The organism is Thalassoroseus pseudoceratinae (assembly GCF_011634775.1).
In the GTDB taxonomy this organism is placed as follows: Bacteria; Planctomycetota; Planctomycetia; order Planctomycetales; family Planctomycetaceae; genus Thalassoroseus; species Thalassoroseus pseudoceratinae.
Genome location: NZ_JAALXT010000001.1, coordinates 870,317 through 895,452, shown reverse-complemented (window position 1 = coordinate 895,452; position 25,136 = coordinate 870,317). Strand labels below are relative to the sequence as shown.

Here is a 25,136-nt window from a genome sequence, read left to right as displayed (position 1 = left end):
CGCGGATTTCAACGGTCTTTTCAGTCTTCATAAAGCTCTTCCCGAGTCGAACATGAACCCAGCATCTGAGTATCTTCAAGGCATCACGCGACGGCATTTTTTGCGGGATTCGCAAGCGGGTCTGGGAGCGTTGGCGCTCGCGGGTCTGATGGGAACTTCGTCATCGCAGGCGGCTTCGCCGACCAATCCTCCGAAGCCGATGTTCGCACCGAAGGCGAAACACGTCATCTATCTGCACATGGCCGGATCACCGCCGCAACATGACTTGTTTGACTTCAAACCAAAACTCGTCGAACACACAATGCAGCCGTGCCCGGATGAGTTGCTTGAAGTTCTCAAGAAGGAACGTCTGCCGTTCATCGACTTGAACGCCCGACGCCCGAAACTTCTCGGCACGCCGTATAAGTTTGCTCAACATGGTGAGAGTGGCCAATGGATGAGCGAACTGCTGCCACATCTCTCGAAACAAGCGGATGACCTGTGCGTGGTGCGGTCGATGAAGACCGATCAGTTTAACCATGCCCCGGCCCAACTTCTGTTGTATACCGGATCGCCGCGATTCGGGGGAGCGTCGCTTGGCTCGTGGGCGACGTACGGCTTGGGATCGGAAAGCGAAAACCTGCCCGCGTTTGTGGTGATGGTCACGGGGGGAACCGATCCGAGTGGTGGGAAAAGTCTGTGGGGCAGCGGGTTCCTTCCTTCGGTCTATCAAGGTGTGCAATGCCGAACAAAAGGCGACCCGATTTTGTACGTCTCGGATCCGGTGGGGATGAGTCGCGGAGTCCGTCGCAAGAGTCTCGATGCCCTGCAACGTTTGAATGAGTTGGAGCATCGGCGGTCCGGCGATCCGGAAACACAAACACGGATCAGCCAATATGAACTCGCCTATCGCATGCAAATGGCAGTACCGGAGGCGATGGATATTTCCAAGGAGCCCAAGCATATCCATGAAGCGTACGGCATCGGTGGCGACGAGAGTTTCGCAAATACGTGTTTGCTCGCTCGGCGATTGGTCGAGCGTGGCGTGCGATATGTGCAGCTCTTCAATTGGGGGTGGGACACGCACGGCACGGGCAAAGGTGACGACATCGTCACGCAATTACCGAAGAAATGTCAGCAAGTCGATCAACCGATTGCCGCTCTGCTTGGCGATTTGAAACAGCGAGGGTTGCTCGATGAAACCCTCGTGATCTGGAGTGGCGAATTCGGACGGACGGCCATGAACGAAGAACGTCGCGGTTCCAAGTTCCTGGGCCGAGATCATCACCCGCACTGCTTTACAATCTGGATGGCCGGTGGTGGCGTAAAACCGGGAATGAGTTATGGTGCGACGGACGATCTGGGATATTTCATCACGGAAAATGAAATGTCCGTCCCCGATTTGCAGGCGACGATCTTGCATCTTTTAGGTCTCGACCCTCACCGCTTCAGCGTTCCCTTCCAAGGGCTCAATCAACGTTTGATCGGTCCCAGCAACGACCCTCGCGTTCATCACGAGTTGATTGGCTAGAATTCGCGTGATCATTTGTTGGGACAAGTGTGCGGTTGGCCTCTAAATTGCTTGGGAATCAAAATCTGATCTGCGGCGAAAAATGGAGTGAGTACGAAACTGCACATACACGTAGACGACATGGTCGGGTATAATCTGACAACTTTATCGTCGAGCGGATGAAACATGCCTGAAAGTACCCCCTCCAAAATTGTTCCCGCTGACAACATGGCGGACACCTCACAACCAAAACGGCGATCCAGATTTGGAGCGTTCTGCCCGCATGGTGGGATGGCGTCCGATCCGAGCGCGAACTATCGGAAAGAGTGTCACGGCCTGACTGCGCGGAGATTGCGCGTGGTGTCCTTGATATTAGCGTTTGGCATGATGGGGTTCCTGGTTCGGGCGTTGTTCCTGATCGATTGGTCCTTCGGTCCGCCCTGGAAGTTGTTGGCCCCGCATGCCGGAGTTGTGGCCACGCTGTTCTTCATTAGTTGGGTATTGGGGACGCGACATTCCGAGTGTCGTCAAAAATTGTTGATCTCCGAGATCATGGTTTTTTTGCTGCCGGCCGCATTATTTCTTTGGAAGACGTACAACTACATCTGCCAATGTGATCCAGTCATCGGATTGCAAACGGCCGCGGCGGCGTTCCCGGGTGATACTGTGATTCCCTGGTTGATATTGATGCAGTTGTACGGTGTGTACATACCCAACACGACACGCCATGCAGGCGTCGTCATTGGCGGCATGGCGTTGCTGGGAATTGGTTCTGCGTTGGGGATTGGACTCGCAAACGATCAAGTTGGCGAGATTCTCTTTCATAGTGGCGGAATGTCGGCCATTGTGTTGAGTCTTTCGATCGGTGCGGCGATTTCCTTTTACGGTTCCCATCGTGCCGACCGACTCCGCCGGGATGCGTTCGATGCAAAACAGTTGGGCAGTTATCGGATTCTGCGAAAGCTCGGTTCGGGCGGAATGGGTGAGGTGTTTCTCGCGGAGCACCATTTGCTCAAACGACGATGTGCACTGAAATTGATTCGGGCCGAGAAGTCCGAAAATGTCCAGGCTTTGAAACGTTTTGAGAGTGAGGTCAAAGCGACGGCGAAACTTTCGCATCCGAACACCGTCGAAATCTATGATTACGGTCATACGCAGGACGGTACGTTTTATTACGTCATGGAATATTTACCCGGCATGGATCTTCAAGAAATTGTCGATCATTACGGTCCGATGCCGCCAAATCGTGCGGTGCATCTTGTCGGGCAAGTGGCGTCGGCGTTGGAAGAAGCCCATGCCAAGGGGATTGTTCACCGGGACATCAAGCCGGGGAACATCTTCGCGGCGGAACGTGGCGGGCTGTACGATTTGGCGAAACTTCTCGATTTTGGTCTCGTCAAGAAAACGGAAATGCCGGCGAACGCGGAGCGGTTGACGCTCGAGGGCGTTGTGGTTGGCTCCCCATTGTTTGGTGCTCCGGAAATGACTAGTGACGGGGTAACCGATCAACGCAGCGACATCTATTCATTGGGAGCGACGTTATTCCACTTGTTGACCGGACGGCCTGTCTTCAATGGAACGAGTCCGATGCGAATTATTCTTTCGCACATGCACGACGAACGTCCACGAATTCGTGACCTGCAGCCCGATATCCCGGAGGATCTGGAATCAATCGTTCAGCGGTGTCTCGACCGTGATCCGAATAAACGTTTCCAATCCGTGCGAGAGTTGAACACGGCATTGGCAACGTGCGGTATCGGTAAGACCTGGACGCAAGAGATGGCCGCCGATTGGTGGACAAGGAATGTCGATCTCGACGAAGAGAACATCGGCGATGATTTGGCCGCGTCCACCCAGGACTCTCCTGGGAAAGAAATGACGCCAGAGCAAATGATCGCTGAGACGATCGAGATGAAATAAGATTCGCAGGAATCCCGAACGAATTTCAGATCGGAAAATTCGTTCGGGATTTTTTGGTCCCATGCTGCCAGTTCAAGCGATCGTACGTGACGATCCCTCGCCGCAACGCACAGTTCAGGCAGTAGCGTTCGTCTTCGCGTTGAAAGTAAACCTCTCCCGCGACGAGCCGGTGAAAGAAATCTTCTCCCGGATTTTTCTGGTAGCAATACTCCTTTTCCCAATCGAGTTTGACACGTGCTTGCCAATTCTCCGGTTCCAGAACATACAAGCGGATGTCCTGGGCTGGTTCCGGGGTTGGTTCTTGCGGTGTCATGGGGGGACTCCTTGCGAATGATGCGAGCCTCAAACTGAGGTACTATGTTGCTGATGGCGCCTCGACACCCAACGAGGTCGCCAAATCAACAAGAGCTTGCCAGTTGCCATCATCGAGACTAATTCCGGATTGAACGCGGTCTTCGTAGACACGCCGTTCGGGATCACCGGGCAACGTGATGGTTGCCGATTCGTCGATTTTGGGAACGCTGCGAACGTACTGTTCTAGTTGACGAACTTCCTGAGCCAAATGACCATCCTCACCGAATGTCTGGGGAGCAATCACGATGAAGAACGCACAGTTCCCAACGGGAGCCGGTGGATTCGGGTAGGCACATTGTCCACCGGAAAGCCCTCCACAGAGCATTTCGATCATGAATGCCAATCCGAATCCTTTGTAGGCCTGATCCCCACCCATCGGCAAGATGGTCCCTGGTGGGTCGCCATAAAGTTTATTGGGATCGCAGGTCGGTTGGCCATCGGGATCCAATAGCCATCCGGGAGGGCATTCGGCTCCACCGATTCGCTTCACGCGAACTTTGCCTTCGGCCGTCGCACTGGTGCCGAAGTCCAGCAAAAACGGTCCCTCTTCACCACCGGGAACACCAATGCACAAAGGATTCGTTCCCAAACGTGGCCGTTTTCCGCCAACCGGCGCGACTCGTTGAGCGGCTCCGTGAGTGTTGGCACAAACGATGGCGATCATCCCATGTTCCGCAGCCATTTCCGCATATTCGCCAAGTCGACCAATGTGTGCCGATTGCCGAAGCGTGCCGCATGCAATGCCGGTTTCGCCTGCCTTCTCGATCAATCGCTTCGTCAACTCTTGCGACAATACCTGTCCGAACCCCCAGTTGCCGTCGCACACCAGAGCGCTGGCTGCTTCGTGAACGACGTCCAACTTGGCACCCGATTTGATGCCGCCACTTTGAACACGTTCAATGTACGACGGTAATCGCATCACACCGTGGGAATCGTGACCCCGTAAATTGGCTTGCACCAAACTATCGGCCACGGTGGTTGCTTCATCGTGTTGGGCACCACCGGCTTCGAGGAGCGACTCGGAAAATTTGCGTAACGTCTCAGCGGAAAATATTGGCATGTGTTGACCTGAAGCAGGAACTGTCGATCGTGTGTCAATTGCTGAACTATACCGGAATTTTCCTCGGAAGTTGAGTGACCGCGACAACCCGCAAAACGCAGCGGTTGGAGATTGTCTGCTGGTGCGGGTTGTAGGAATGTTGGCGGCCGGACGCAGCTTGAATTTGATCGGGTTTCATTTTTCCCCGCCGCGTATTCACCGGGATGATTTCAACGACGGTGCGGATTATTGCGCTCAGGACGGGACAAGAGCGCGGAAAAAGCGGGTTCTACGGGGCCACCTTTGCCGGTTATCGGAGTGAAACGACACCTGCTGAATGCACCACCGACTGTTTGGAAATCAAAAGCCGTCCAGTGTTCGCGACGATATCCCACGGCGTCGCATTGGAATTGCCGCCGGACCGGAACGCGACGCCGGTGCTCAAGGCGGTTGACATGGGATTCAATTTCCTGCATGGGATGGCTTTATGTGTGAAACGCTCGACGAAGTGCGAACACTCGACGATCTCCGGGCATACATTCATCACATTCTTTGTCAGAAGGAAAATTTACTCGCCGACCAATTCCGCATGAGCGAAATGCAATTGATGCGGCGGGGGCGAGTGTGTGGACTGCAATTCTCGTTGCAAGGTCCGCGGAGCGTGCGTCTCGGGGCGATTTGGGCCTCCGACCACAACGTGATCTACTTCTATGACGCCAAAGGCGAACGCTATCGCAAAGAACGCGTGCGGAGTCGGTTGTTCCTGGACGACGCGGAAGTCGCCAATGCGGCGTAACTTCGACGTCCGCTTCAAGTCTGTTCGGATTGAGACGACCGGCGAGCGAGAAACCGTTTGAGCCGGTTCCACCAACGGTTTTCAATGCTGGCTTCCGTTACTTGGCCGTGAACGAATCGCAGCAGATCGTTCGCGAATTCGATGGCGGATTGGTATCGTTCGGCAGGATTCTTGGCGATCGCCTTGTGAATCACAGCGGCAAATTGATTCGGCATTTTCGGCTGAAGTTCGCGGACCGACGGCGGTGAATCTTCCAGAATCGCAGTCGCCAACGCGACGCGGTCTTGGACGGTGAACATCGGACGTCTCGTGGCCAGCTCGTATAGTGTGGCACCGAGCGAGTAAACATCGCTGCGACCGTCGAAGGGTTCATCTCGAAGTCGTTCCGGAGCCGTGTACCGAAGCGTGCCCGCTGCCGGTTCGTTGGTTTCGAATTCTTCCGTCCAATCGCCGCCGATTCCAAAATCAGCCACAAACAATTGACCCGTCGCATCGAGCATCAGGTTGCCGGGTTTGATGTCGTTGTGCAGTACACCTTGGCGGTGTGCGTAGTCCAACGCCTGAGCCGCCTGGACGATGAGTTTTGCGAATCCCATCCATGAAGTGAGCGTCAAACGACGTCCCGACCGGAATGGCGATGGTTCGGCTGTCGGGCTTTTCGACGGGGTCTCCATTTGTCGGCCGAGACGGTGGATTTCATTCGCATAGACCACGGCCGATTCGTGCTTTAGACGGTCGATGATCCAGCGAAGATCCACACCTTCCACAAGTTGCATGACGTAGTACATGTAGCCATCGGACTCGGCGTAGTCAAAAATCGGCACGATGTTTCGATGTCGCAACCGGGCGATGGTTTCGGCTTCGCGACGGAACCGTTCGCTCCATCGAGGCATTGCATTGGCGAACCGCCACGGCAGCAACTTCAACGCAACGTGCCGATTTGAGCCGTCTTCGCGGGCTTCGTAGACCACGCCCATGCCGCCTCGTCCCAACTCGCGAAGAATCTCGTACCGTCCCAACCGTCCCGGTGAAAACTCCTCCGGCAACAAACGCTTGAGGCACTCCGATTCTTTGCGAATCTTCCAGCCTTCCAACGTGGCCACCATTGGGAGAATTTCCCGGATTTGCTCAGCGAGATGTGGATGGGCTCGCACGTACTCCTCGATGGACGGTACGTCGCTGGCTCGCGCTCGCTCCGAAAATTCGCTAGCGATCATTTCGAGAGAGTCGCGTCCGCCATTGGCATCGGACGGTGTGGTGATCGGGAATCCATCCAATTCGGCTTCGTCGAATTCGGAGGACTCGCTCATTTCGGATCGTTGCCCATTTCCGGCAACGCCTCCAACATCACCTTGAGACGCCCCAACGCGCGAATGTACCTCGCACTGGCGGCTTGCTCCGACATGCCCAAGACGAGTGCGGTTTCGCGATTGCTCAATTCCTCGAAATGCCGCAACGCCAGAACTTCACGGTCGATATCGCTGAGGGTTTGCAAGGCGGCATCGAGCTGTTTGGCACGCTCGGCACGCAAGGCAGCGTTGCTGGGTGAGGAAAATGATCCCAACAAATGGAACGCCAGAGCCGACGACGTGGAATCCGCTCCCCAACCGCCATGAATTGAGACTTCACGGGTCGCGGTACGTTTGTCCGCACCCAAATGCCGACGGTGCAATTCGATCATCGTTTGACTGACGATCATCCGAAACCAAATGAAACACGATCGCGATGCATCTCGCAGGAAGTGGTCAATGCGATCGACGGCTTTCATCCATGCGTCTTGGAGGACATCATCGGCGTCGACCCGGCCTTGCAATCGCGGATGGAGACGAAAGTGCACCATTCGCCATAATCGGGGACGATAGATCGAAAACAATTCCGCCAGCGCTGCGGTGTCCCCCCGAATCACCCGATTGATCAACCCCGTCTCGACCTCGGTCGGCGAAGGTTTAGCCGTCTTCGAGTTCTTTTGTGGTGGGTTGGCAGACGTTTCGGACATGAATTCAGCCTATCTGAGGGAATGTCCTATTGTAGCGGTTTCTTCCAGGAACTGAAAAGCGACTTCTACAGACATTCCCCAATACAATTTCCCGAGGTCAACCAGACTCGTTTTGAGCCGCGGCTTGCTTCGCTTGTTGATAAGCTGATTCCATTTCCGTGAGCGTCATATCGTGCAGTGAAAGGCCGGACTCTTTCGCCGCCTGTTCGATGTGTTGGAACCGTTGCGTGAACTTTCGATTGCTCGACCGCAAGGCTTCTTCGGGATTAATCCCCCAACGGCGGGCAATGTTCGCCAATACAAACAATACGTCACCCAATTCACTCTCGATCCGCGCTTTCTGCTCGGGATCGGTCACGGGGGCGTCGGAGACTACGGGGGTGTCGACGCTGGCAGTGACTTGCGGAATCTCACCGTTCTCGAACAATTCGTTTGCGAGCTCGTTGATTTCCTCAGTGAGTTTGTCGAACAGCATCTCGCGTTGCGGAAAATCATAACCGACGCGAGCGGCCTTTTTGGAGATTCGAGCCGCTCGGGCCAATTGGGGCAGATCAAGCGGAATGCCGTCGAGAATGGAATTCCGCGGCTTTTCGGATTGCTTGATCCGTTCCCAATTCCGCGCGATTTCCATTTTGTCGTCGGTGTCGACTTCACCGAACACATGCGGATGGCGACGAATCATTTTCGCCGTGATAACTTCAATAACCTCGACGATATCGAACCGCCGTTCGTCCGCCGCGACTTGAGCATCGAGCACGACCTGCAGCAAGACGTCCCCCAACTCTTCGACGATGGAAGCATCGTCTCCACTGTCGATTGCTTCCAGGAGTTCGTAGGTTTCTTCGAGCGTGTACGGCTTGATGGTCTCCAAAGTTTGTTCCCGGTCCCACGGGCAGCCGTCGGGAGCACGCAAACGCGCGACAACCTCACAAAACTTTTGAAAGGCCGGTTGGACACGATCGGCGGCGGGCGGATGTCCCATTTCGCTTGGTGTCGGGCGGTTGTTCACCACAAATCAATTCCCAGCGGATGTCATTCTGAAGGACGCTTCGAACGGCCAACACTATAGATTGACCATGTGCAATGGGTCAAACAACCGGTTGCCCGCCGATTGTGTCCGGGGGCTACGACGTTACAATAATTGGGACTCAGGTATGGCCTATCAATCCGAAAGGACACATGATGAAACGAACGAGTCTGTTGCTGACCATGTTGTGTCTTGTTGCCAGTGGTGTTTTCGCGGCGGAGCCTTCGCAAGCCGACTTGGAGAAGCAGTTTTCCGATCGGATGGCGGGGACTGTGTTGATTGGTTCGTTCACGATTGATGGCAAAGAGGACCAGGCCCCGAAAGCGGAACGCTATGAGATCGACAGCGTCAAAAAGCTCCGCGATGACTACTGGATCTTCACCGCGCGAATCAAATACGGCAAGAACGATTTGAAAGTGCCGATCACTGTCAAAGTGTTGTGGGCAGGCGATACACCGATGGTGTCGCTGACGGATCTTACCATCCCCGGACTCGGAACGTTTACGTCGCGTGTGTTGTTCTACGAGGAACGCTATGCCGGAACTTGGCAGCATGGCAAAGTCGGCGGCCATTTGTTTGGGAAAATCCAAAAGGCCGACGCCGACACATCTGCCGAATAGACCGTATTCCAGTCCTCGATCAATGCGATCGTTTTTGGGGGGATTATCTACGTAGCGTGTGAATCGGCTGCGAGAATCGCTCGGAGTTCCGACGCGACGAAGAAAGAGCCGGTGCAGCAGATCAAGTCGCGGTCGGTGCTCCAGGTGCGGACTCGCGACCAGGCGTCCTGGACGTTCCTCGCACAGTGAACCGGTTGGTTCGAGAATCGGCGGAGATGGGCGGCCAACAATTGAGGGTCGCAACTCCGTCGGTTGGCGGCATACGGGGCGAGAACGATACAATCGAAGTGCGGAACGAGCTGGCGGAGAATGCCTTCGAAATCTTTGTCGCCACTGGAACCAAAAATCAAAAACCGCCGGTCCGCAGGAAATCGGCTGAGCGTTCCGGCCAAAACTCCAGCCGATGCCCAATTGTGAGCCGCATCGAGCAGCACAACAGGATTTTCACGGAACACTTCGCACCGCAGCGGCCATTGCACGGACCGAAGTCCCTCCCTGACTGCATCGACGGGTACGGGAATTCCAGATTGATCCAGCATTTCGGTGATCATCACCGCGACAATGGCGTTTGATGTCTGATGCGAACCGTGTAGCCCGACCGTCAAATTCTCGTACCGTCGATGCGGGGTTTCGAGATCGAACTTGGTTTCTTCTGCGGATGGAATCAGGGAACTGATGTTAATGCTCGTGGCAGAATTTCGTCGGCAGATTTCTTCAATCACGGATCGCGCGTTGGGCGGCAACGGACCGACGACACAAGGAACACCTGGTTTGATGATGCCACCCTTCTCGGCGGCGATTTCTTCCAGGGAGTTTCCCAGAAGTTCCGTATGGTCGCGACTGATGGAGGTGATCGCAGTGACGGTTGGTCGGCAAATGTTGGTCGAATCCAATCGGCCACCGAGACCAACCTCTAAAACCACGACATCAACGCCACATTGATCGAAGTACAGCCAGCCCAATGCGGTGAGTACTTCGAAGTAGGTGATCTGTCCGAATTGCTCTCGGAAATCGGATGCGTCTTCCGCCTCTGCAATTTGTCGCATCAATGGGATGACGGACTCCGACGGAATCGGATTTCCGTTGACGGCAATGCGTTCTTCGAATCGGGAGATGTGCGGCGACGTGAACAAGCCAACCGTGAGACCAGCTGCACGAAGAATCGATGCGGTCATCGCCGCTGTCGACCCCTTGCCCTTGGTGCCAGCAATGTGAACCGTCTTGAGTTGCTCTTGCGGGTTCCCCAAACGATCGAGCAAAGCTCGCATGCGTTCGAGTTTGTAGCCGCGTTCGATGTGTGACGTTCGACGGGACTGTTCCAGGTTGATGCGGGAAGCCAGGAAATCGGCGACATCCTGATCCGTTTGAATCGTCATCATCGGCTCGAAAGAGAAACCCCGGTGCATTCACCGGGGGGAAGCATGTTTGGCATCTTCGGGCGAGCTTACTCGCGGACACTGTTGAACAATGGAGTGGAAAGATATCGTTCGCCACTGTCCGGTAGAATGACCACGATTGTCTTGCCGTTGGACTCAGGACGGGCGGCGACTTTCAACGCGGCCGCCATCGCAGCACCACAACTGATTCCGCAGGTGATGCCCTCTTCACGGGCCAATCGTCCGGCGGTTTCAAAGGATTCGTCGTCGGTCACTTGGACGACTTCATCGATCAAAGACATATCGAGAATGTCCGGAATGAAACCGGCACCGATTCCTTGAATCTTGTGTTTGCCGGGCGAACCACCGGAGAGAACCGGGCTGTTCGCTGGCTCAACGGCGATGGAATGCAGCGGTTTCCCAAGTTTCTCCTTGATGAACCGACTGATGCCAGTAATCGTCCCGCCGGTACCGACGCCCGCGACCAGAATGTCAATTTGGCCTTCGGAATCATCCCAGATTTCCGGGCCAGTGGTGTCGACGTGAATCTGTGGGTTCGCCGGGTTTTTGAACTGTTGGGGCATGAAGTATTCGGGGTTCTCCGACAGTTCGGTCGCCTTGTTGATGGCGCCATTCATGCCCTCCGCACCCGGTGTGAGAATCAATTCGGCCCCGAAAGATTTCAACATCATCCGCCGCTCAATGGACATCGAATCCGGCATGGTGAGCGTGAGCTGATACCCACGCGCTGCACACACGAACGCCAATGCAATTCCGGTATTGCCACTGGTCGGCTCGACGACTTTCATGCCCGGCTTGAGCTGCCCGGTTTTTTCCGCGTCCCAGATCATCGCTGCCCCGATGCGGCATTTGACGCTGTACGCAGGGTTACGGCCTTCGATTTTGGCGAGGACTGTCGCCCCAGAGTCCTGGGCTAAACGGTTGATTTTGACAAGAGGTGTTCGGCCGATGGATTGCGAATTATCTTCGAATACGGGCATGTCTCGATTCCCTCCAGTTCATTCCGGTTTGCGGACGCTCGTCCATTCGGCGTCTCACCCTTTGCATTATTGAGTATCGGTAGAAAACGAACAAGGCATGTGGTTTTGGTCAGAAGAGTCGCAATGCCGGGCGAATTTTCCTTGATCGCGGCTCAGGCTACCTGACGGAAATTCAATTCAGTATTCTTGCCGTTCGGATTTTCGGGAAGCCATTCGAGTGCAAAACGGGTTGGCATGAATTGTGCCTGTGCCAGTGGGGTTCTTATTTTCACCCTTCGAATGCACTCGAGCTGGATACCTAAGTTCCCCAGCTTCTAAAACCGGTACAACCGGGACGATTCGAGGCGGTAAATTTTTCACAATCAGATTGTATGGCACAACCGATGAAGGTTGCAGAGGTTTCCAACCGATATCTGGAATCGATGCTCGTTCAAACTCGCACTTTGAACGATTGGATGCCGTCATCACGGGTGACGGAAATCGCTTTCTCCAAGGACGTTGACCAACCGCCTATGAGTGCCACGTCGATTCTCCGCCACCCCGCTTGCCGTGTTCGCCAGTTTCGATTGCCGAATGGCGATCCGATTCGTGCGGTCCACTTTGTCGGAATTTGCGGAAGCGGAATGCGTGCGTTGGCGGAGTTGGCTCATGGCTTGGGCTGGAGCGTCTCCGGTTCCGATGCCGGTGGAGCCTCCGCTGCCCTTCATTCCATGAGACAACGTGGTTGGCAAGTGAATGCCGAGCACTCGCAAGACGCCATTCCGGACGATTGTGATGTTGTTGTCTACAGCGCCGCAGTTCCGAAAACAAACCCGGAACGATTGCACGCCGAGCAGTCGGGAGTCTCGTGTCTTTCCTACAGCGAGATGTTGGGCCTGATGATGGGCTCCTGCACGGGTGTTGTCGTCGCCGGAACGCATGGCAAGAGCACCACGACCGCGTTGACCGCAACGGCTTTGCAATACGCCGGACTTTCACCGACAACCGTCTTCGGTGCGGAAGTTTTGCGGGACGCTCATTGTTCATTGCCCGGACGGAGTGGATGGGCTGGTCACGGTGATTTGTTTGTCACTGAAGGCTGCGAGTACCAACGCAACTTTCTCGATCTGCGACCGCAATACGCCGTGATTACGGGAATTGAAGCCGATCATCTCGATTATTACCGAGACGAAGACGACATCCACGATGCCTATCGGGCATTTGCTCAGGGAGTCGCTCCGGATGGCATCCTGCTGATCAATCAAGAATGTCGTGCATCTCGCGAAATTGCCGAATCAGCGAAGTGCGAGACCGCGACGTTTTCTCGTCAATCGGGAGCCGATTGGTGGGCGGCGGACATCAAACCGCACGGAGATGGGTACCGGTTCCGCGTGTTCCACGACGGATGGTACTTCGCCGAGATCACCATGGGATTGCCGGGTTTGCACAACGTCGACAATGCCTTGGCGGCGATCGCGGTGGCCCATCATGCCGGTGCGTCGGTGAGCGACATTCGTGAGGGACTCGCGGACTTTGCTGGACTGCGACGACGGTTTGAATCGCAAGGCTCGTGGAAAGGTGTCACGCTGATCGACGACTATGCTCATCACCCGACCGCGGTGAAGGCGACTTTGAAAACCGCCCGCAAACGGTTCGGTCAGCGGCGAGTCATTTGTGTCTTTGAGCCGCATCAAATGTGCCGCACGAAGGCGTTGATGTCCGATTTTTCTCGGGCGTTTGCGGATGCCGATGAAACGTTGATCGCACCGATTTTCACCGCTCGCGAAAGCAACACAGAGTCTGCGGAAGGGGTCGCGTTGGCGTTGGCTGATGAGATCACTCAGAATTCTTGCCCAGCGGAGTACGTCGGTTCGCTTGACCGCATCATCGGAACTTTAGACGATAACCTCCGACCTGGAGACGTTTTGATCACGATGGGAGCGGGAAACATTGACCGGATCCACCACGAGCTTACCCGAACGCTTCAACGGCATTACGCAGCCGGATGAGCCACTCGGACCCCGTACCTGGCTGAAAGTCGGCGGACCGGCCCAGTATTTGGTCCGTCCGACCAGCCAGGATGAATTGGTCGATATCGTCCGCTTTTGCCGCGAAGACGATGTGCCGATCCGCGTTCTTGGCGGGGGATCGAACCTGCTCATTCGCGACGATGGCGTGAGCGGCGTTGTATTGCAGCTGGATCATCCGTCCTTTGCTGAACTGCAAATCGACGGAGAAACCGCCCGCTGCGGTTCAGGGCTGACGTTGTCGCATCTCATCTCCGAAACCGTGAAGGCGGGCTTGGCCGGTCTGGAAACGTTGACCGGAATTCCCGGCACTGTGGGCGGGGCCTTGCGTGGGAACGCCGGCGGACGTAACGGTGACATCGGGCAATTCGTACAGTCCGTGACAGTTCTGACCACCGATGGCACCGTTTCGACACGCAAGGAAGATGAACTTTCCTTCGCGTACCGACAGAGTTCCATCAATGAACTGGTGATTCTGGAAGCCACGTTCGCATTGACGCAGGACGATCCCGATGAGATCACCCAGCGAATGCGAAAACTGTGGATCATGAAGAAATCCAGCCAACCGCTTTCATTCCAAAGCGCGGGCTGCATCTTCAAAAATCCCCGCGGCCTGAGTGCGGGAACACTCATGGAACAAGCTGGGCTCAAGGGCACACGAGTTGGTGGGGCGGAGATTAGCGATCGACACGCGAATTTTATTGTCACCCATGAAGACGCTAGCTCCGACGATGTCTTGCGACTGATCGATCTCGCTCGATCCAAGGTGACTGAACAATTCGGGGTCGAATTGGAACTCGAAATCCAAGTGTGGTGATAGAGCGGGCAGCTCGGCTCTCATCTTAGAGCCGAGCATTCAATCGAGGCCGGAAAACCACAGTTCATTGAGCCGTGACTTTCCAGGTTCCCCACCTGCTCGGATTCAGTTCGCTGGTTTCTCAGCCTTGGCCGGTTGCGGTGAAGTTTCGGACACTGCCGGACCTTCCGCAAACATTCCGTTCCAAATTGGGATTTCCATTGATGGGGGCATCAGCCGGACCGGATTGCCGGTGATTTGGCCGATGTAGAACGCCATCAGTGGGCGATACGTCGTCTCCGGGTGAATTTCCAACGCCTGTCGGAACATCTCACCGGCTTTCTTCGAACGTCCGAGTTCGAGGTACGTCATCCCGGCATCAATGGACAACCGGGCCGCACGTGGGCCGGTTTGAGAGCCTACTTGATCCGCCAGCAGAGCATGAGCCAAAACCCAGTCGTCCTGAACCTGCATGAACCACGGAAACGGTTCCACCGGACGAGTGGCAAGCGGAAGAGTGGCCAGCAAATTTCGTAGCGACGATTTCACGATGCGATTGGCTTCGTTGCTCAAGAGAATTGCAGCTTCTTCGTTCCGATACATACTGAGATCGAGGTACGCGATCCATTGCTGCCAGGGAAGGCTCTGCGAATTCGATCCGGCTTCCGCGATTCTGTCTTGAGAAAACCGGACGAGTTCCAGCGCTTCGGGGATGCGTCCTGATTCAAGGTAGAGTTGAATTCGCAGGAACATCTCGTTGAGCGGCGGTTGACCCGTTTCGCTTGATTCAGATTGCGAGTCGAGCAGCCCGATCGCCATCTCCACGCAACCACCTTGCTGGTAAGCCGTACCCGCGACTTGTAGCATGGGGGCGCCTTGGGTCACGAGTTTGTCGATTTCTGAGCGAATCATCTTCACGCGATCGGCAACTTTGTCGCGTTGTTCTTCGATCACTCTTCGTCGTGATTCGGCCGTTTTGTTGTCACTCGTATCTGACTCCCAGTGATCAAGAAACCAGTCCAGTTGCCGAAGCAGTAGGTCCGGCCGGTTGTTCATCTCGTATTGCGTCATCAGCAATTGACGCATCTGTCGATCATCGGGATTCAGGGACAATGCTTGATGACATGCGGAGATGGCTTGGAGATACCGCCGCGTTCGGGGGAGTCCTCGCTGAATGAATTGACCATTGAACTGTTCCTCTGCGATTCCCAGTCGCGTGTACCCATCGGCCAGGAGCCGGTAGCTGTCGATGGCGGACGGGTCTTCCGCAAGACCGCGACGGGCCTCACGGATGATAATGTGCGCGAATGTCATCGTTGAAATCGGGTCCGTCACCAACGCACCCAGATGGATGTTGTAGTTCTTGGCACGTTGTGTCGCGTCCGGCGCGATCGGCGGACCGTACAACTGCTGAGTGAGCCACGGTTGCGGCTTGGGCCATTCCAGCAGCGGTGCTGGTGGTGTTTCCACCTCAGCCTTGTAAACTTCAGTGCCGGGGTTTGGCAGATGCTCGACAATGAATTTCTGTAGCTTCAGATCGGTGCCGTTCGATTCATCACGAACATCAGTGCGATACAAGATTGCGTACGCAGTACCGAGCCTCGTCAAAACCCAAGGCTGCCGCCGTCCAATCAGTGCGGCATAGTATTCGTAGGTCGGGCGTGGTTGGAGAAACGGCGAGTAGAAGTGGGTCACGTGCCACTGTTTCAAACCGTCAATCCATGTCTGTCCCGATAGGTCATCATCAGCCGTGCCACGAATCGCGGCGTCGAGACCAGCAAACATCCGCTGATGCGAGTTCAACAGGCTCTGTGAGCTCTCGTCCGACGCCGCAGGTTTTTCTTCTTTTGCGTCCGGCTGTTTCGCATCGGTCGTCGACGGTGCCGCAGTAATATTCCCAAAAAGCTCCAGCCGACTATCAATGAACGGTTTATGACCACTCCAAATGAGTAAGTCCCCGTCACGATACGAAACATTGAGGCCGTGATGTTCTTGAGGAATGTCTTTGGTGTCCTCAAGCACACTTCGCATGTCTTGACGCAGTTGAGCCGAAAACCCGATACCAGCGCGACGCCCGAAATCGAGTCGCCCAAGCAAAAATGCCAATGCGAGCATCATAAATGCCAACGCCGTGACGGCACGGCCACCGACGGAGAACAAACGCTCGCGGAGTTCGGTCGAATACTCTGAGCGGAAGTTTTCGATGTACCACTGTTGTGCGTTAAGCGTTCCCACCGCGGCGGCGACAATTGCAGCGAAACCCAGTTCATGCCGGGCAACTGCAGCGGCACCGCCCGCTACGAGAATCAAAAGTAAATGGCTGATGCGAAAATTCCGCCAATTGAGTAACAGCGTCACAATCGCGAGTCCGAGGACGGTCACACCGGCAATCGCGGCGGGTGAAATTGGTGTCCAGTAGGTTTCATCGCCGATTGACGCTGCGACCTCTTGGCCGTTCAAGGTAATGACCGAGAGCGCATCCCGTAATGTCGGATAGACGATCGAATACAGATCGACGGGGGCCAACAGTGTCTGCCAACCGAACGGGTGGACAATGCTCGCGATGAGGGACCCCGCAACAGCGATCCACAGTGTCACCAGCGACGGCGAATCCTCTCGTTGACGGATCAGTCGTTGAATGGTCTCCCCCAAAGAGAAAACGACCAGCAACGCCAAACCCAAGAACATCCGAGGATCGAGGTTCGCCCAGACGAGAAACAGAATGGGCAAGGCGATAACCGTTCCCGTCCGTTCGTCTTGCCAGCGATTCAACAGCCACAATAGGACGACCGTGCCGAGTAGTGTGATCAACTCCGGTTGGGCTGTCAGGAGCGGCAAACACGCGACTAAAGCCAAAATCGCGCAGACTGATCCCCACCAGGTCGGCACATCTTTGATTCGAACGCGGATCAACAACCAGAACGCTCCGGCTGCAATCAACGCTTTCACGACCGTTAGAGCTAACGGGGAAATCTGATGCACGCCGGCCAGAACGACGTCAAACAGCCAATTCCGATTGATCCAGTTTTGCCCTTCCGCTGTGTAGGACAGCACGTCGGTGCGAGGAGGCAATCCACCGTGTTCAAAGGTGTATTCTCCCGAGCGGATATGAACGAGCGTTGCACTTTCGTCGATGGCGCTGAAGCCAAACAGAAACGCAAGCAACACGACCGCCAGACGCAGCATGACGTCATTTCGCCACGCTTGTTCTTCCACGATTTCCGGAGTTAATTCCTCGACTTCGGGAAGTCCACTTTCGAGTTCCTCAGACGGGCGATCCGGTTCCGAATCGCACGCCGCCGAAGACTCGTTGGTCGAATTGTGAGAATCCTCGGCATCCTGCGCGGGGGTTGACTCCTGATCGGAGGGATATGTCACCGGGCTGTCACTTTGCTGAAAGTCATCGAAGCGGACGGGCAGCCCGCAGAATATTCGTAAAAGAAAAACTCGGCTTCGCGATCAATTCCGACGCTGCTAAGGCATGACGAATTGATGGCCTTCCGGGCGAATGGTCAAGACGGGGCAGCCAGCTTTGCGGACAACTTTTTCCGCGACACTTCCTAGCAGAGCATGCGCCAATCCGCCCCGCCCATGCGTTCCCAGCACGATCAAATCAATATCGTGCGTCTTCGCATACCGGATAATTTCCAGAAACGGAGTGCCATGAATCACCTCACGGACGATCGGTTGTTCCGTGGCATTGCCATCGTCGGCGGACGGCAAACGGGCCAAGCTTCGGTCCGCACTTTCTTTGAGTTCTTGCAGATATTCACCCGGCGGAGGAAACGTCAATCCCGGTTCCGGCGACAACGCGACCAAATCTTGCAGAACGTGGATCAGGTGAATTTCCGCACCGAAACGTTCCGCAAGTGCCACGCCGTACTTTTGGGCGGATGTCGAACACTCACTGAAATCAACGGGAACCAAAATTCGATCGAGGCGGATCATCGTTGCTCATCCCTGTCGAACGCGGGGCGGTGCGATTGAAAATATTGGTAGCATCGTCTGCGAGCCAAATTTTACTTCGTTTTCCGACCCTATCATATCGCGACGCGGAAATGATTTTCAATCGGCTCTTTGAGTTTGCATGGTAGCCTCTCGAAAATGTGCGTCGGCCAGCATACGAAATGGCTGGGGAATTCGATACGCTACTTTGCATCATGAATCGGGTTCAATTCCTCAAAAATGCGCTCTTCGTCGAAGGTGGATTGGTCGTCTTGGGAGCCGGACTGGCTTTCTTCACCGGCTTGTGGGACGAGATCCGTATTGAGTGGACGTCGATGGCGGTTCTCGCCGGTGTGTCGTGGACGATTCCTTTGTTGTTGGTCTACGGAGTGATTGATCGTTTCCCGGTCGGTGGGTTACGGGATGTCCAAGACTTCCTGTGGAATACCTTCGGCCCGATTCTTCGCCAAATGCGTTGGTACGATATTTTGTTGATTTCGATCCTCGCCGGCTGGGGAGAGGAATTGGTCTTCCGGGGCGTATTGCAAACCCAAGTGGAACATTGGGGATGGCCGCAACCGGCAGTCTGGTTGACGACCAACCTCATATTCGGATTGATGCACGCCGTCACACCTTGGTACGTCGTTTTGGCGGCGATCGCGGGATGTTATTTCAGTTTTCTATTAGATGTGACCGGCGAGAGAAATTTGCTCGTGCCGATCATCGTTCACGCTTTGTACGATTTTGTTGTCTTGATGTACATCGCGAGATGCGTCGGCCGAACACCGCAGCCGAGTACCGAATCGAATCATCAAACCATACAGGTGGATGACGATGCCAACGGGAACTCTTGAACTCCAAGGCGTTCGCGTCCACAACTTGAAGTCAGTTTCGCTCGAAATTCCACTCGGGAAGTTCGTCGTGATCACCGGCGTGAGCGGTTCCGGCAAAAGTAGCTTGGCGTTCGACACCATTGCTTCGGAGGGACGCCGTCGATTCACGGAAGCGTTCGCACCGCATCTGCGACGACGGTTGGAACGGCCCAATCGGCCTGACGCAGAATTCATCGGGCCACTGCCGCCCACGGTCGCTCTCCAACAAACACGGGATTCGATCGACCGTCGCGACACGCTCGCCACATTAACGGAGATTTCCCATTACCTGCAATTGATCTTCGCGACAAGCGGAAAGCCCCACTGTCCGAATTGCGGCGTTGCGGTCGAGCAAGCCACGGTCGATACGGTGCAGAGTTGGTTGGCGAACTGCGAACCTCAAACGCGGTACATGATCGGTTTTCCTCTTGTGAACTCACAGACCGATGAGTCGGTTTTCGAGTCGCTGAAACAGGACGGTTTTACGCGAGTTCTGAGCGGTGAGACCGTTCATTCGCTCGATACAACTTCGCCGGAATCTGCGGATGATGTGATCGTCATTGTCGATCGACTTGCGGTCGGCAAAGCCAGCGATGAGCGTGTGCGAGACAGCCTCGAAACAGCTTTTCGGAGTGGCGACGGATGCTGTGAGATTATACTTGCGTCAGATGCCGAGCACGGTGACCTAACACGGCGACTGATCGATGGTCGCGACTGGTTTCACGCGCGGTTTCGGAATGAATTGCGTTGCCGAGCGTGCGACACGTTGCGACCCGAGTTGGAGCCCCGATTGTTGAGCCATCGGTCGCGATTGGGGGCTTGTCCGGTTTGTCACGGGACGGGTGTTACCAACCTGAAAAAGCGGCAAGCCGATGGGCCTGTGCTGCCCTGCCCTTCGTGTGATGGAAAACGATTGCAGGCGGCGGCACTCGCCGTTACGTTGGCTGATCGTACAATTGCCGATCTCTACAGCCGCGCCATTCGGGAACTTCCCGATGAATTGGCGGCGATCGAGAGTGTTTGGACGGAGCGGGAACATCAAATTCTCAGCGAGCCGATGCAGGCGATCCGCGACCGAATTGGCTTTCTGATCGAAGCGGGATTGGATTACCTCACGCTCGATCGCTCGGCAAATTCCCTGTCCACCGGCGAAGCTCGACGGGCTGCACTCGCGGCGATGTTAGGAACGCCATTGGTGAATGCGTTGTATGTGCTTGATGAACCATCAGCCGGTTTGCATCCTGAAGAAACGCACCGCCTGATCGAACTTATTCAGCGATTGGTGAAACTGGGAAACTCCGTGTTGGTCGTGGAGCATCAACCCGCGTTCTTCGCCGCCGCTGATCACATCATTGAACTTGGTCCCGGGGCCGGTCCCAATGGTGGCGAAGTCGTGTGGAGCGGCTCATCAATCGAGGCAACGCAGTCGAAGGAATCCACGACCGGTGCAGTGCTGAACGCAACACCAAAACTTAATGACGAATCACCAAATCCATCGGCTTCGAAGTTGTGTCTCACCGACGCCCGACGACACAACTTACAGTCGATCGACGTAGAATTCCCGCTCAATGCGTTGACAGCGGTTACAGGAGTCGGCGGGAGTGGCAAAAGCTCGTTGGTTCTCGAAACTCTATTCCCTGCAGTCAGTCGAGCCCTCGGCAAAGACACTGAGATCATCCCGGACTGTGGTGAACTGACTGCCTTCGAACATCTGCACGATGTGGTCTTGGCGGATCAGTCGCCGTTAGGACAATCGCCACGAAGTAATGTCAGCACGTATCTGAAGGTCTTTGCGGACATCCGTAAAATCTTCGCGGAAACGACGGAAGCCAAATTGCGGGAATGGACGGCGAAACAGTTCAGCTTCAACACTTCGGGGGGCGGTCGCTGTCCGACATGCCAAGGACGTGGGGAAATCACCGTCGATTTGCAGTTCTTGCCAGAGTTGCAGGTCGTGTGCGACGAATGTCATGGCACACGGTACCGACCAGAAATCTTGGATGCGACTTATCGAGGGTTGAACATCGCCGAGGTTTTGGAGTTGTCCGCGAGCGAAGCGTTCGCCTTTTTTCGCACTCATCCGAAAGTGGCCAAACGATTGGGGCCGTTACGCGAAGTCGGTTTGGACTATCTCTGCTTGGGACAACCGTTGCACACGTTGTCGGGCGGGGAGGCCCAACGGCTCAAACTGGCCAGTGCGTTCACCGGCGGTGTGAAAACTCGCACTTTGTTCCTGCTCGAAGAGGCCACACTCGGTTTGCATCTGCATGATATCGACCGCTTGGTGGATTGTCTGCGAGGTTTACTTGATGTCGGTCATACCGTAATTATGGTCGAGCAAAATCCAAGTTTGCTACGTCGAGTGGATCACATCATTGAGTTGGGACCAGGTTCCGGGGCCGACGGCGGACGTGTCATTGCGACGGGAACACCAGCGGATGTGGCGGGGAATGCGGAATCGGTCATCGGTCCGCATCTGCAAACTCAGACCCCTTAGTAACAACACGGAGTATCGCAAGGGAGGAAAACTTGTCAGAGACCTTTGTTTCCTGGCTTCCAAGCGATAGAACCCGCTACGATCAAGAGTCAACTGCTCGAGGGAGATCAGGATGTCGAATTCAACATGTGTCCGTTGGGGCATTTTGGGAACTGCTCGAATCGCGACGAAAGTAGCGGCCGCGATTCATGAAGCAAATAATGCCGAGCTGCTCGCGGTCGCCAGTCGTGATGCGGAACGAGCCAGCTTGTGGGCGGACGGTCACGAAGCACAGGTAAGCTACGGGTCGTACGAAGCACTACTCGCAGCCGACGATATTGACGCCGTCTACATTCCGCTACCGCCGTCGATGCACCGTGAGTGGACCATTCGCGCCGCCGAAGCGGGCAAGCATGTTCTTTGTGAAAAACCGTTGGCGCTCGATCCGTCCGAGGCGGCGGAGATGCGAGATGCTTGCCGGTCCCACAATGTGCAGCTTATGGATGGTGTGATGTGGCGACATCATCCGCGTGCGAATGATATGGCTGTGGTGCTGACTGATGATCAACTGGGGACTCTTCGCCGAGTGACGTCCGCGTTCTCGTTCTGTTGGCCGGAAATTCCGCAAAACGAATTCCGACTCGAACGGAAATACGGCGGCGGAAGTTTGCTCGATCTCGGGTGGTATTGTGTCGGAGCCACGCTGTGGGCGTTTGGTGATCTCCCGACACGAGTCTGGGGGCAGGCACGGATGCATGGAGATGTCGACATGCATTTTTGTGGTCAGATGTGGTACGACGACGAGCGATCCGCGAGCTTCGACTGCGGATTCGATACCGTGATGCGACGGTGGTTAGAAGTCGCCGGTACGGAAGGTTCCTTGGTCTGCGATGACTTTACCCGCCCCTGGAAGCCCGAGAAACCACGATTCTGGGTTCACGACAGCACCGGAGAGGCGACACAGATTGTTTCCGATCCGCCGATTCAAGAAGTCTGCATGATCAGAAAATTCTCGAACATCGTGCAATCGGGGATTCTCGAACCGGAGTGGGCAGAATTTGCGGTCAAAGTGCAGCAGGTGTGTGACGCCCTCGATCGCTCGGCTCAGTCGGGAGCAGTTGTCGAATTGAACCCGGAAGCTGCGACCAGTTGACGTGATCTTACCGTTCGGCCGTGACACAGCGTGTTCGACACGCCCACTCGTGTGCGTTACAGAAACGCGGCTGCGATCATGTTCGAGAGCCGTGCCAAGTAAGTTCCGTGCGGCTCCTGGGGTTGTGTCGTGAGAATGACCGCCCAGAGGTCACGCTCCGGATCCATCCACATAAGGGTGCCGGTTGCTCCCCAATGGCCGAAGGCACGCGGACTAGTCAAATCGCCGAAGTTGGCACTATGTGCGGGCCAGTTCAAGCGCCAGCCAAACCCCCATGGTTTGCAACGGCGATCGTCTTCGGGAACATCGCGAAGGGATTCCAATTGATTTCGTGTCGCTCGGTCGATGCTGGCCCGACTGATCACTTGGTGTCCGCGGTAGTGTCCGTGGGCGAGCATCATTCGGCAGTATTTGCCCAAGTCACCGGCTGTTGTGAGCAGTCCGCCCCACGGGGCACCGAGCGTCTGCCAATAGCGGCTGTTCCAATTCCAACTGGGGTCACTGCGATCGTCGGGAATTCGAATCTCTGCGAGTCGTTCGATCTTGGGAGAATCGCTGGAGTACCAGTCGTCCGGGGCTCCCAACGCGGTATCGTGCATCGCCAGCGGACGAAAAAATTCGTCACGCAGGAACTCCGCGCAGGTCTGTCCTGAAACCTGTTCAATGATTTCACCAAGCAGCAAATACCCCATGCTCTGATACTGCACACCACGACCCGGAGGAAACGTGAGTTTGACCTGACAGGTCTTTTCGACGAATCCACGCAATGGTGTTTGGTTCGCACGCAGTTCGCGATTGTCGGAGAGTTGGTCTGGAAGGCCGGACGTGTGTGTCAGCAGGTGTCGTAGGGTCACACTGTACCGCTGCGGTCCTTTGAACTTTGGGATCAGAGATGTAACCCGGTCATTCAGACAGAGTTTGCCCTGTTCGACCAACCGTAAGGCCGCCATGGCGACCAATGGTTTTGTCAGTGAGGCAACCAGAAAGATGCTGTCTGGTCGAAGCGGTGAATCGGTTGAGTCCAACTGCAATCGTCCGAACGGTTGAACGCCGGTCGAACGATCACCCCGTCCGACACAAATGGCGATCGCGGGAATTTCATCGGACTCGGTCCATCGGCTGGCCAGATCTTTGATGCTGTTCCAGCGATCCGGGTCGATCCGCAAATCGGGATCGAGAACGTCCGGAGGATTCGGGTCGGAAATTGGCGGGCGGTTGCTGGTCGATCGTTTGGACATGCGGTGATTATCGCCTTCGCATGTCGAGTTGTCAAAACGATTGGTTGTTTGATTTTAATCGCCCGAAGTTGCTCAGAGAGAAACTTGGTGCAACTGCATAAACCGCTTCAGGCCGGTGATCTCGAGCACCTCGACGATATCCGACGAAGCGTTGTACAAATGCACTTCCACATCGAGCCGACGAAGCGAGGCTAATAACCCCAACATTCCACTTGGAAAAACACGGATGTTGGTGAGGTCGAAGGCAAGGAATCGGGTTTGGTTTTCCTCGACAAGCTTCGCGAGTTCTTCACGGCAGAGAGCCAAGTCAATTTGATGAAGACTCGTCTTGGCCTCGAAGCCAACAACGGTGAGTTCGCCCGCTTGGTAAATCTGGAATGTTTTGGGGGTGAAAGTTGTCATTCCGATGGATCTCGGATGGTGATGAAATGAGAGTGGGGGAACCACTCTACTGTGCATGAATCATCCGGCAAAAGCAAGCAGAATTTCGGGACACACTGTCATCAATTTGCGTATCAACTTAGTTCGATTGTCCCCGAAAAACAACATACGATGCCCGGCTTTCTGTCGGGATCGTGGGTTGATCGAATTCAACCGCATCAACCGAGTCAATTGGCTGAACTTGGTAGGAACCGGCGGCTAATGAAATGTTTTGATCAGTATGCGTTTGAACGATCTGCTCAATGCGTTCTTGGTTTAAATCTGTAGGATCGACCTTCACGCAGACGGGTTCATCGGTGCTGTCGGCGGCATTTTCGCCGTAACCCTCGGGGGGCAGGTAGATTGTCCCATTCGAGAAATCGACCGCGAACGCGATCACACCTGGGACAAAAAAGAACAGCATGCCGACGGCGTCCAATGCGACAATCTTAGGATCAAGCCGACCAGCGGGTTGACCCCGGCGTTCCGGATGAAGAATTGTTCCGCATGAGGACGTTAGCAGAACTCCCCCGATTGTGAGGACGGTCAACAATTGTTTGGAAGATCGAGAGAACCAATTCACAGTCATCGACGGACTCCGTCAACAGAAGG

General features: G+C 55.2%; 21 protein-coding genes. 9 read left to right on the top strand and 12 right to left on the bottom strand.

Translation table 11 applies throughout. The annotated features are described in order from the left end of the window. The first annotated feature begins 52 nt into the window (after nt 1-52). A complete protein-coding gene (locus G6R38_RS03295) occupies nt 53-1,510 on the top strand; it encodes a DUF1501 domain-containing protein (RefSeq protein WP_166820236.1) in 1,458 nt (485 codons plus the stop codon). A 339-nt stretch (nt 1,511-1,849) separates the two neighbouring features. After that, complete coding sequence (locus G6R38_RS03290) at nt 1,850-3,409, top strand: serine/threonine protein kinase (protein ID WP_166820235.1); 1,560 nt, start codon at nt 1,850-1,852, stop codon at nt 3,407-3,409. Nucleotides 3,410-3,434: 25 nt separating this feature from the next. Here G6R38_RS03290 and G6R38_RS03285 read toward each other — a convergent pair whose 3' ends face one another. Next, nucleotides 3,435-3,722 carry a hypothetical protein gene (locus G6R38_RS03285; RefSeq protein ID WP_166820234.1) on the bottom strand — a complete coding sequence of 96 codons (288 nt, stop codon included), beginning with the start codon at nt 3,720-3,722 and terminating at the stop codon, nt 3,435-3,437. A gap of 42 nt (nt 3,723-3,764) precedes the next feature. Further along, on the bottom strand, nt 3,765-4,823 hold the full coding sequence (locus G6R38_RS03280; RefSeq protein WP_166820233.1) for an Ldh family oxidoreductase: 1,059 nt from the start codon (nt 4,821-4,823) through the stop codon (nt 3,765-3,767). Nucleotides 4,824-5,289: 466 nt separating this feature from the next. Between G6R38_RS03280 and G6R38_RS03275 the strand changes: the two genes are divergently transcribed. Further along, the gene (locus G6R38_RS03275; protein ID WP_166820232.1) at nt 5,290-5,598 is read left to right on the top strand and encodes a hypothetical protein; all 309 of its coding nucleotides are present in this window, start codon (nt 5,290-5,292) and stop codon (nt 5,596-5,598) included. Nucleotides 5,599-5,612: 14 nt separating this feature from the next. Here the strand turns inward: G6R38_RS03275 and G6R38_RS03270 are convergent, their stop codons facing one another. The 3 genes from G6R38_RS03270 to mazG form a co-directional block, all read right to left on the bottom strand. Continuing rightward, a complete protein-coding gene (locus G6R38_RS03270; RefSeq protein ID WP_166820231.1) occupies nt 5,613-6,908 on the bottom strand; it encodes a serine/threonine protein kinase in 1,296 nt (431 codons plus the stop codon). Beyond that, entirely contained in the window at nt 6,905-7,594 is a 690-nt protein-coding gene (locus G6R38_RS03265; RefSeq protein WP_166820230.1) for a sigma-70 family RNA polymerase sigma factor, read from the bottom strand. The genes G6R38_RS03270 and G6R38_RS03265 overlap by 4 nt, the downstream gene beginning before the upstream one ends. A gap of 97 nt (nt 7,595-7,691) precedes the next feature. Continuing rightward, entirely contained in the window at nt 7,692-8,603 is a 912-nt protein-coding gene (gene mazG / locus G6R38_RS03260) for a nucleoside triphosphate pyrophosphohydrolase (RefSeq protein ID WP_240928049.1), read from the bottom strand. A 170-nt stretch (nt 8,604-8,773) separates the two neighbouring features. On the opposite strand from mazG, the gene G6R38_RS03255 reads away from it, so the two are divergent. Beyond that, a complete protein-coding gene (locus tag G6R38_RS03255; protein WP_206028443.1) occupies nt 8,774-9,241 on the top strand; it encodes a hypothetical protein in 468 nt (155 codons plus the stop codon). 47 nt (nt 9,242-9,288) lie between these two features. Here the strand turns inward: G6R38_RS03255 and G6R38_RS03250 are convergent, their stop codons facing one another. Together G6R38_RS03250 and cysK are read right to left on the bottom strand one after the other, a co-directional pair. Further along, nucleotides 9,289-10,620, bottom strand: a complete 1,332-nt coding sequence (locus G6R38_RS03250; RefSeq protein ID WP_166820229.1) for a bifunctional folylpolyglutamate synthase/dihydrofolate synthase — start codon at nt 10,618-10,620, stop codon at nt 9,289-9,291. A 65-nt stretch (nt 10,621-10,685) separates the two neighbouring features. Next, nucleotides 10,686-11,618: a cysteine synthase A gene (cysK, locus tag G6R38_RS03245; protein ID WP_166820228.1), complete on the bottom strand. Its 933-nt coding sequence runs from the start codon at nt 11,616-11,618 to the stop codon at nt 10,686-10,688. 371 nt (nt 11,619-11,989) lie between these two features. Here cysK and murC point away from each other — a divergent pair, with 371 nt between their 5' ends. Together murC and murB are read left to right on the top strand one after the other, a co-directional pair. Further along, nucleotides 11,990-13,606 carry a UDP-N-acetylmuramate--L-alanine ligase gene (gene murC, locus G6R38_RS03240; RefSeq protein ID WP_166820227.1) on the top strand — a complete coding sequence of 539 codons (1,617 nt, stop codon included), beginning with the start codon at nt 11,990-11,992 and terminating at the stop codon, nt 13,604-13,606. Next, nucleotides 13,548-14,441, top strand: a complete 894-nt coding sequence (gene murB, locus G6R38_RS03235; protein WP_206028442.1) for a UDP-N-acetylmuramate dehydrogenase — start codon at nt 13,548-13,550, stop codon at nt 14,439-14,441. The genes murC and murB overlap by 59 nt, the downstream gene beginning before the upstream one ends. 105 nt (nt 14,442-14,546) lie before the next feature. Here murB and G6R38_RS03230 read toward each other — a convergent pair whose 3' ends face one another. Both G6R38_RS03230 and G6R38_RS03225 read right to left on the bottom strand, forming a co-directional pair. Further along, a complete protein-coding gene (locus G6R38_RS03230) occupies nt 14,547-17,798 on the bottom strand; it encodes a hypothetical protein (protein ID WP_166820226.1) in 3,252 nt (1,083 codons plus the stop codon). A 96-nt stretch (nt 17,799-17,894) separates the two neighbouring features. Continuing rightward, entirely contained in the window at nt 17,895-18,368 is a 474-nt protein-coding gene (locus tag G6R38_RS03225; RefSeq protein WP_166820225.1) for a universal stress protein, read from the bottom strand. A 179-nt stretch (nt 18,369-18,547) separates the two neighbouring features. On the opposite strand from G6R38_RS03225, the gene G6R38_RS03220 reads away from it, so the two are divergent. The 3 genes from G6R38_RS03220 (at nt 18,548) to G6R38_RS03210 (ending at nt 22,866) form a co-directional block, all read left to right on the top strand. After that, nucleotides 18,548-19,219, top strand: coding sequence for a CPBP family intramembrane glutamic endopeptidase (locus G6R38_RS03220; protein WP_206028441.1), 672 nt, complete (start codon nt 18,548-18,550; stop codon nt 19,217-19,219). Next, nucleotides 19,200-21,734, top strand: a complete 2,535-nt coding sequence (locus G6R38_RS03215; protein WP_166820223.1) for an AAA family ATPase — start codon at nt 19,200-19,202, stop codon at nt 21,732-21,734. Before G6R38_RS03220 ends, G6R38_RS03215 begins: the two co-directional genes overlap by 20 nt. A 112-nt stretch (nt 21,735-21,846) precedes the next feature. After that, a complete protein-coding gene (locus tag G6R38_RS03210) occupies nt 21,847-22,866 on the top strand; it encodes a Gfo/Idh/MocA family protein (protein ID WP_166820222.1) in 1,020 nt (339 codons plus the stop codon). A 56-nt stretch (nt 22,867-22,922) separates the two neighbouring features. Here G6R38_RS03210 and G6R38_RS03205 read toward each other — a convergent pair whose 3' ends face one another. The 3 genes from G6R38_RS03205 to G6R38_RS03195 form a co-directional block, all read right to left on the bottom strand. After that, nucleotides 22,923-24,104, bottom strand: a complete 1,182-nt coding sequence (locus tag G6R38_RS03205; protein ID WP_166820221.1) for a serine hydrolase domain-containing protein — start codon at nt 24,102-24,104, stop codon at nt 22,923-22,925. A 72-nt stretch (nt 24,105-24,176) separates the two neighbouring features. After that, a complete protein-coding gene (locus G6R38_RS03200) occupies nt 24,177-24,506 on the bottom strand; it encodes an STAS domain-containing protein (protein ID WP_166820220.1) in 330 nt (109 codons plus the stop codon). 118 nt (nt 24,507-24,624) lie between these two features. Then, nucleotides 24,625-25,113, bottom strand: coding sequence for a hypothetical protein (locus G6R38_RS03195; protein WP_166820219.1), 489 nt, complete (start codon nt 25,111-25,113; stop codon nt 24,625-24,627). Nucleotides 25,114-25,136 lie beyond the last annotated feature (23 nt).

Coding starts and splice junctions, on each gene's coding strand:
- G6R38_RS03215 (WP_166820223.1), top strand. CDS start 19,200: ATGCCAACGGGAACTCTTGAACTCCAAGGCGTTCGCGTCCACAACTTG.
- G6R38_RS03285 (WP_166820234.1), bottom strand. CDS start 3,722: ATGACACCGCAAGAACCAACCCCGGAACCAGCCCAGGACATCCGCTTG.
- G6R38_RS03275 (WP_166820232.1), top strand. CDS start 5,290: ATGTGTGAAACGCTCGACGAAGTGCGAACACTCGACGATCTCCGGGCA.
- murC (WP_166820227.1), top strand. CDS start 11,990: ATGGCACAACCGATGAAGGTTGCAGAGGTTTCCAACCGATATCTGGAA.
- G6R38_RS03210 (WP_166820222.1), top strand. CDS start 21,847: ATGTCGAATTCAACATGTGTCCGTTGGGGCATTTTGGGAACTGCTCGA.
- G6R38_RS03250 (WP_166820229.1), bottom strand. CDS start 10,620: ATGATGACGATTCAAACGGATCAGGATGTCGCCGATTTCCTGGCTTCC.
- G6R38_RS03295 (WP_166820236.1), top strand. CDS start 53: ATGAACCCAGCATCTGAGTATCTTCAAGGCATCACGCGACGGCATTTT.
- G6R38_RS03205 (WP_166820221.1), bottom strand. CDS start 24,104: ATGTCCAAACGATCGACCAGCAACCGCCCGCCAATTTCCGACCCGAAT.
- G6R38_RS03220 (WP_206028441.1), top strand. CDS start 18,548: ATGGCTGGGGAATTCGATACGCTACTTTGCATCATGAATCGGGTTCAA.
- G6R38_RS03255 (WP_206028443.1), top strand. CDS start 8,774: ATGATGAAACGAACGAGTCTGTTGCTGACCATGTTGTGTCTTGTTGCC.
- G6R38_RS03195 (WP_166820219.1), bottom strand. CDS start 25,113: ATGACTGTGAATTGGTTCTCTCGATCTTCCAAACAATTGTTGACCGTC.
- G6R38_RS03200 (WP_166820220.1), bottom strand. CDS start 24,506: ATGACAACTTTCACCCCCAAAACATTCCAGATTTACCAAGCGGGCGAA.
- G6R38_RS03270 (WP_166820231.1), bottom strand. CDS start 6,908: ATGAGCGAGTCCTCCGAATTCGACGAAGCCGAATTGGATGGATTCCCG.
- G6R38_RS03225 (WP_166820225.1), bottom strand. CDS start 18,368: ATGATCCGCCTCGATCGAATTTTGGTTCCCGTTGATTTCAGTGAGTGT.
- G6R38_RS03265 (WP_166820230.1), bottom strand. CDS start 7,594: ATGTCCGAAACGTCTGCCAACCCACCACAAAAGAACTCGAAGACGGCT.
- cysK (WP_166820228.1), bottom strand. CDS start 11,618: ATGCCCGTATTCGAAGATAATTCGCAATCCATCGGCCGAACACCTCTT.
- G6R38_RS03280 (WP_166820233.1), bottom strand. CDS start 4,823: ATGCCAATATTTTCCGCTGAGACGTTACGCAAATTTTCCGAGTCGCTC.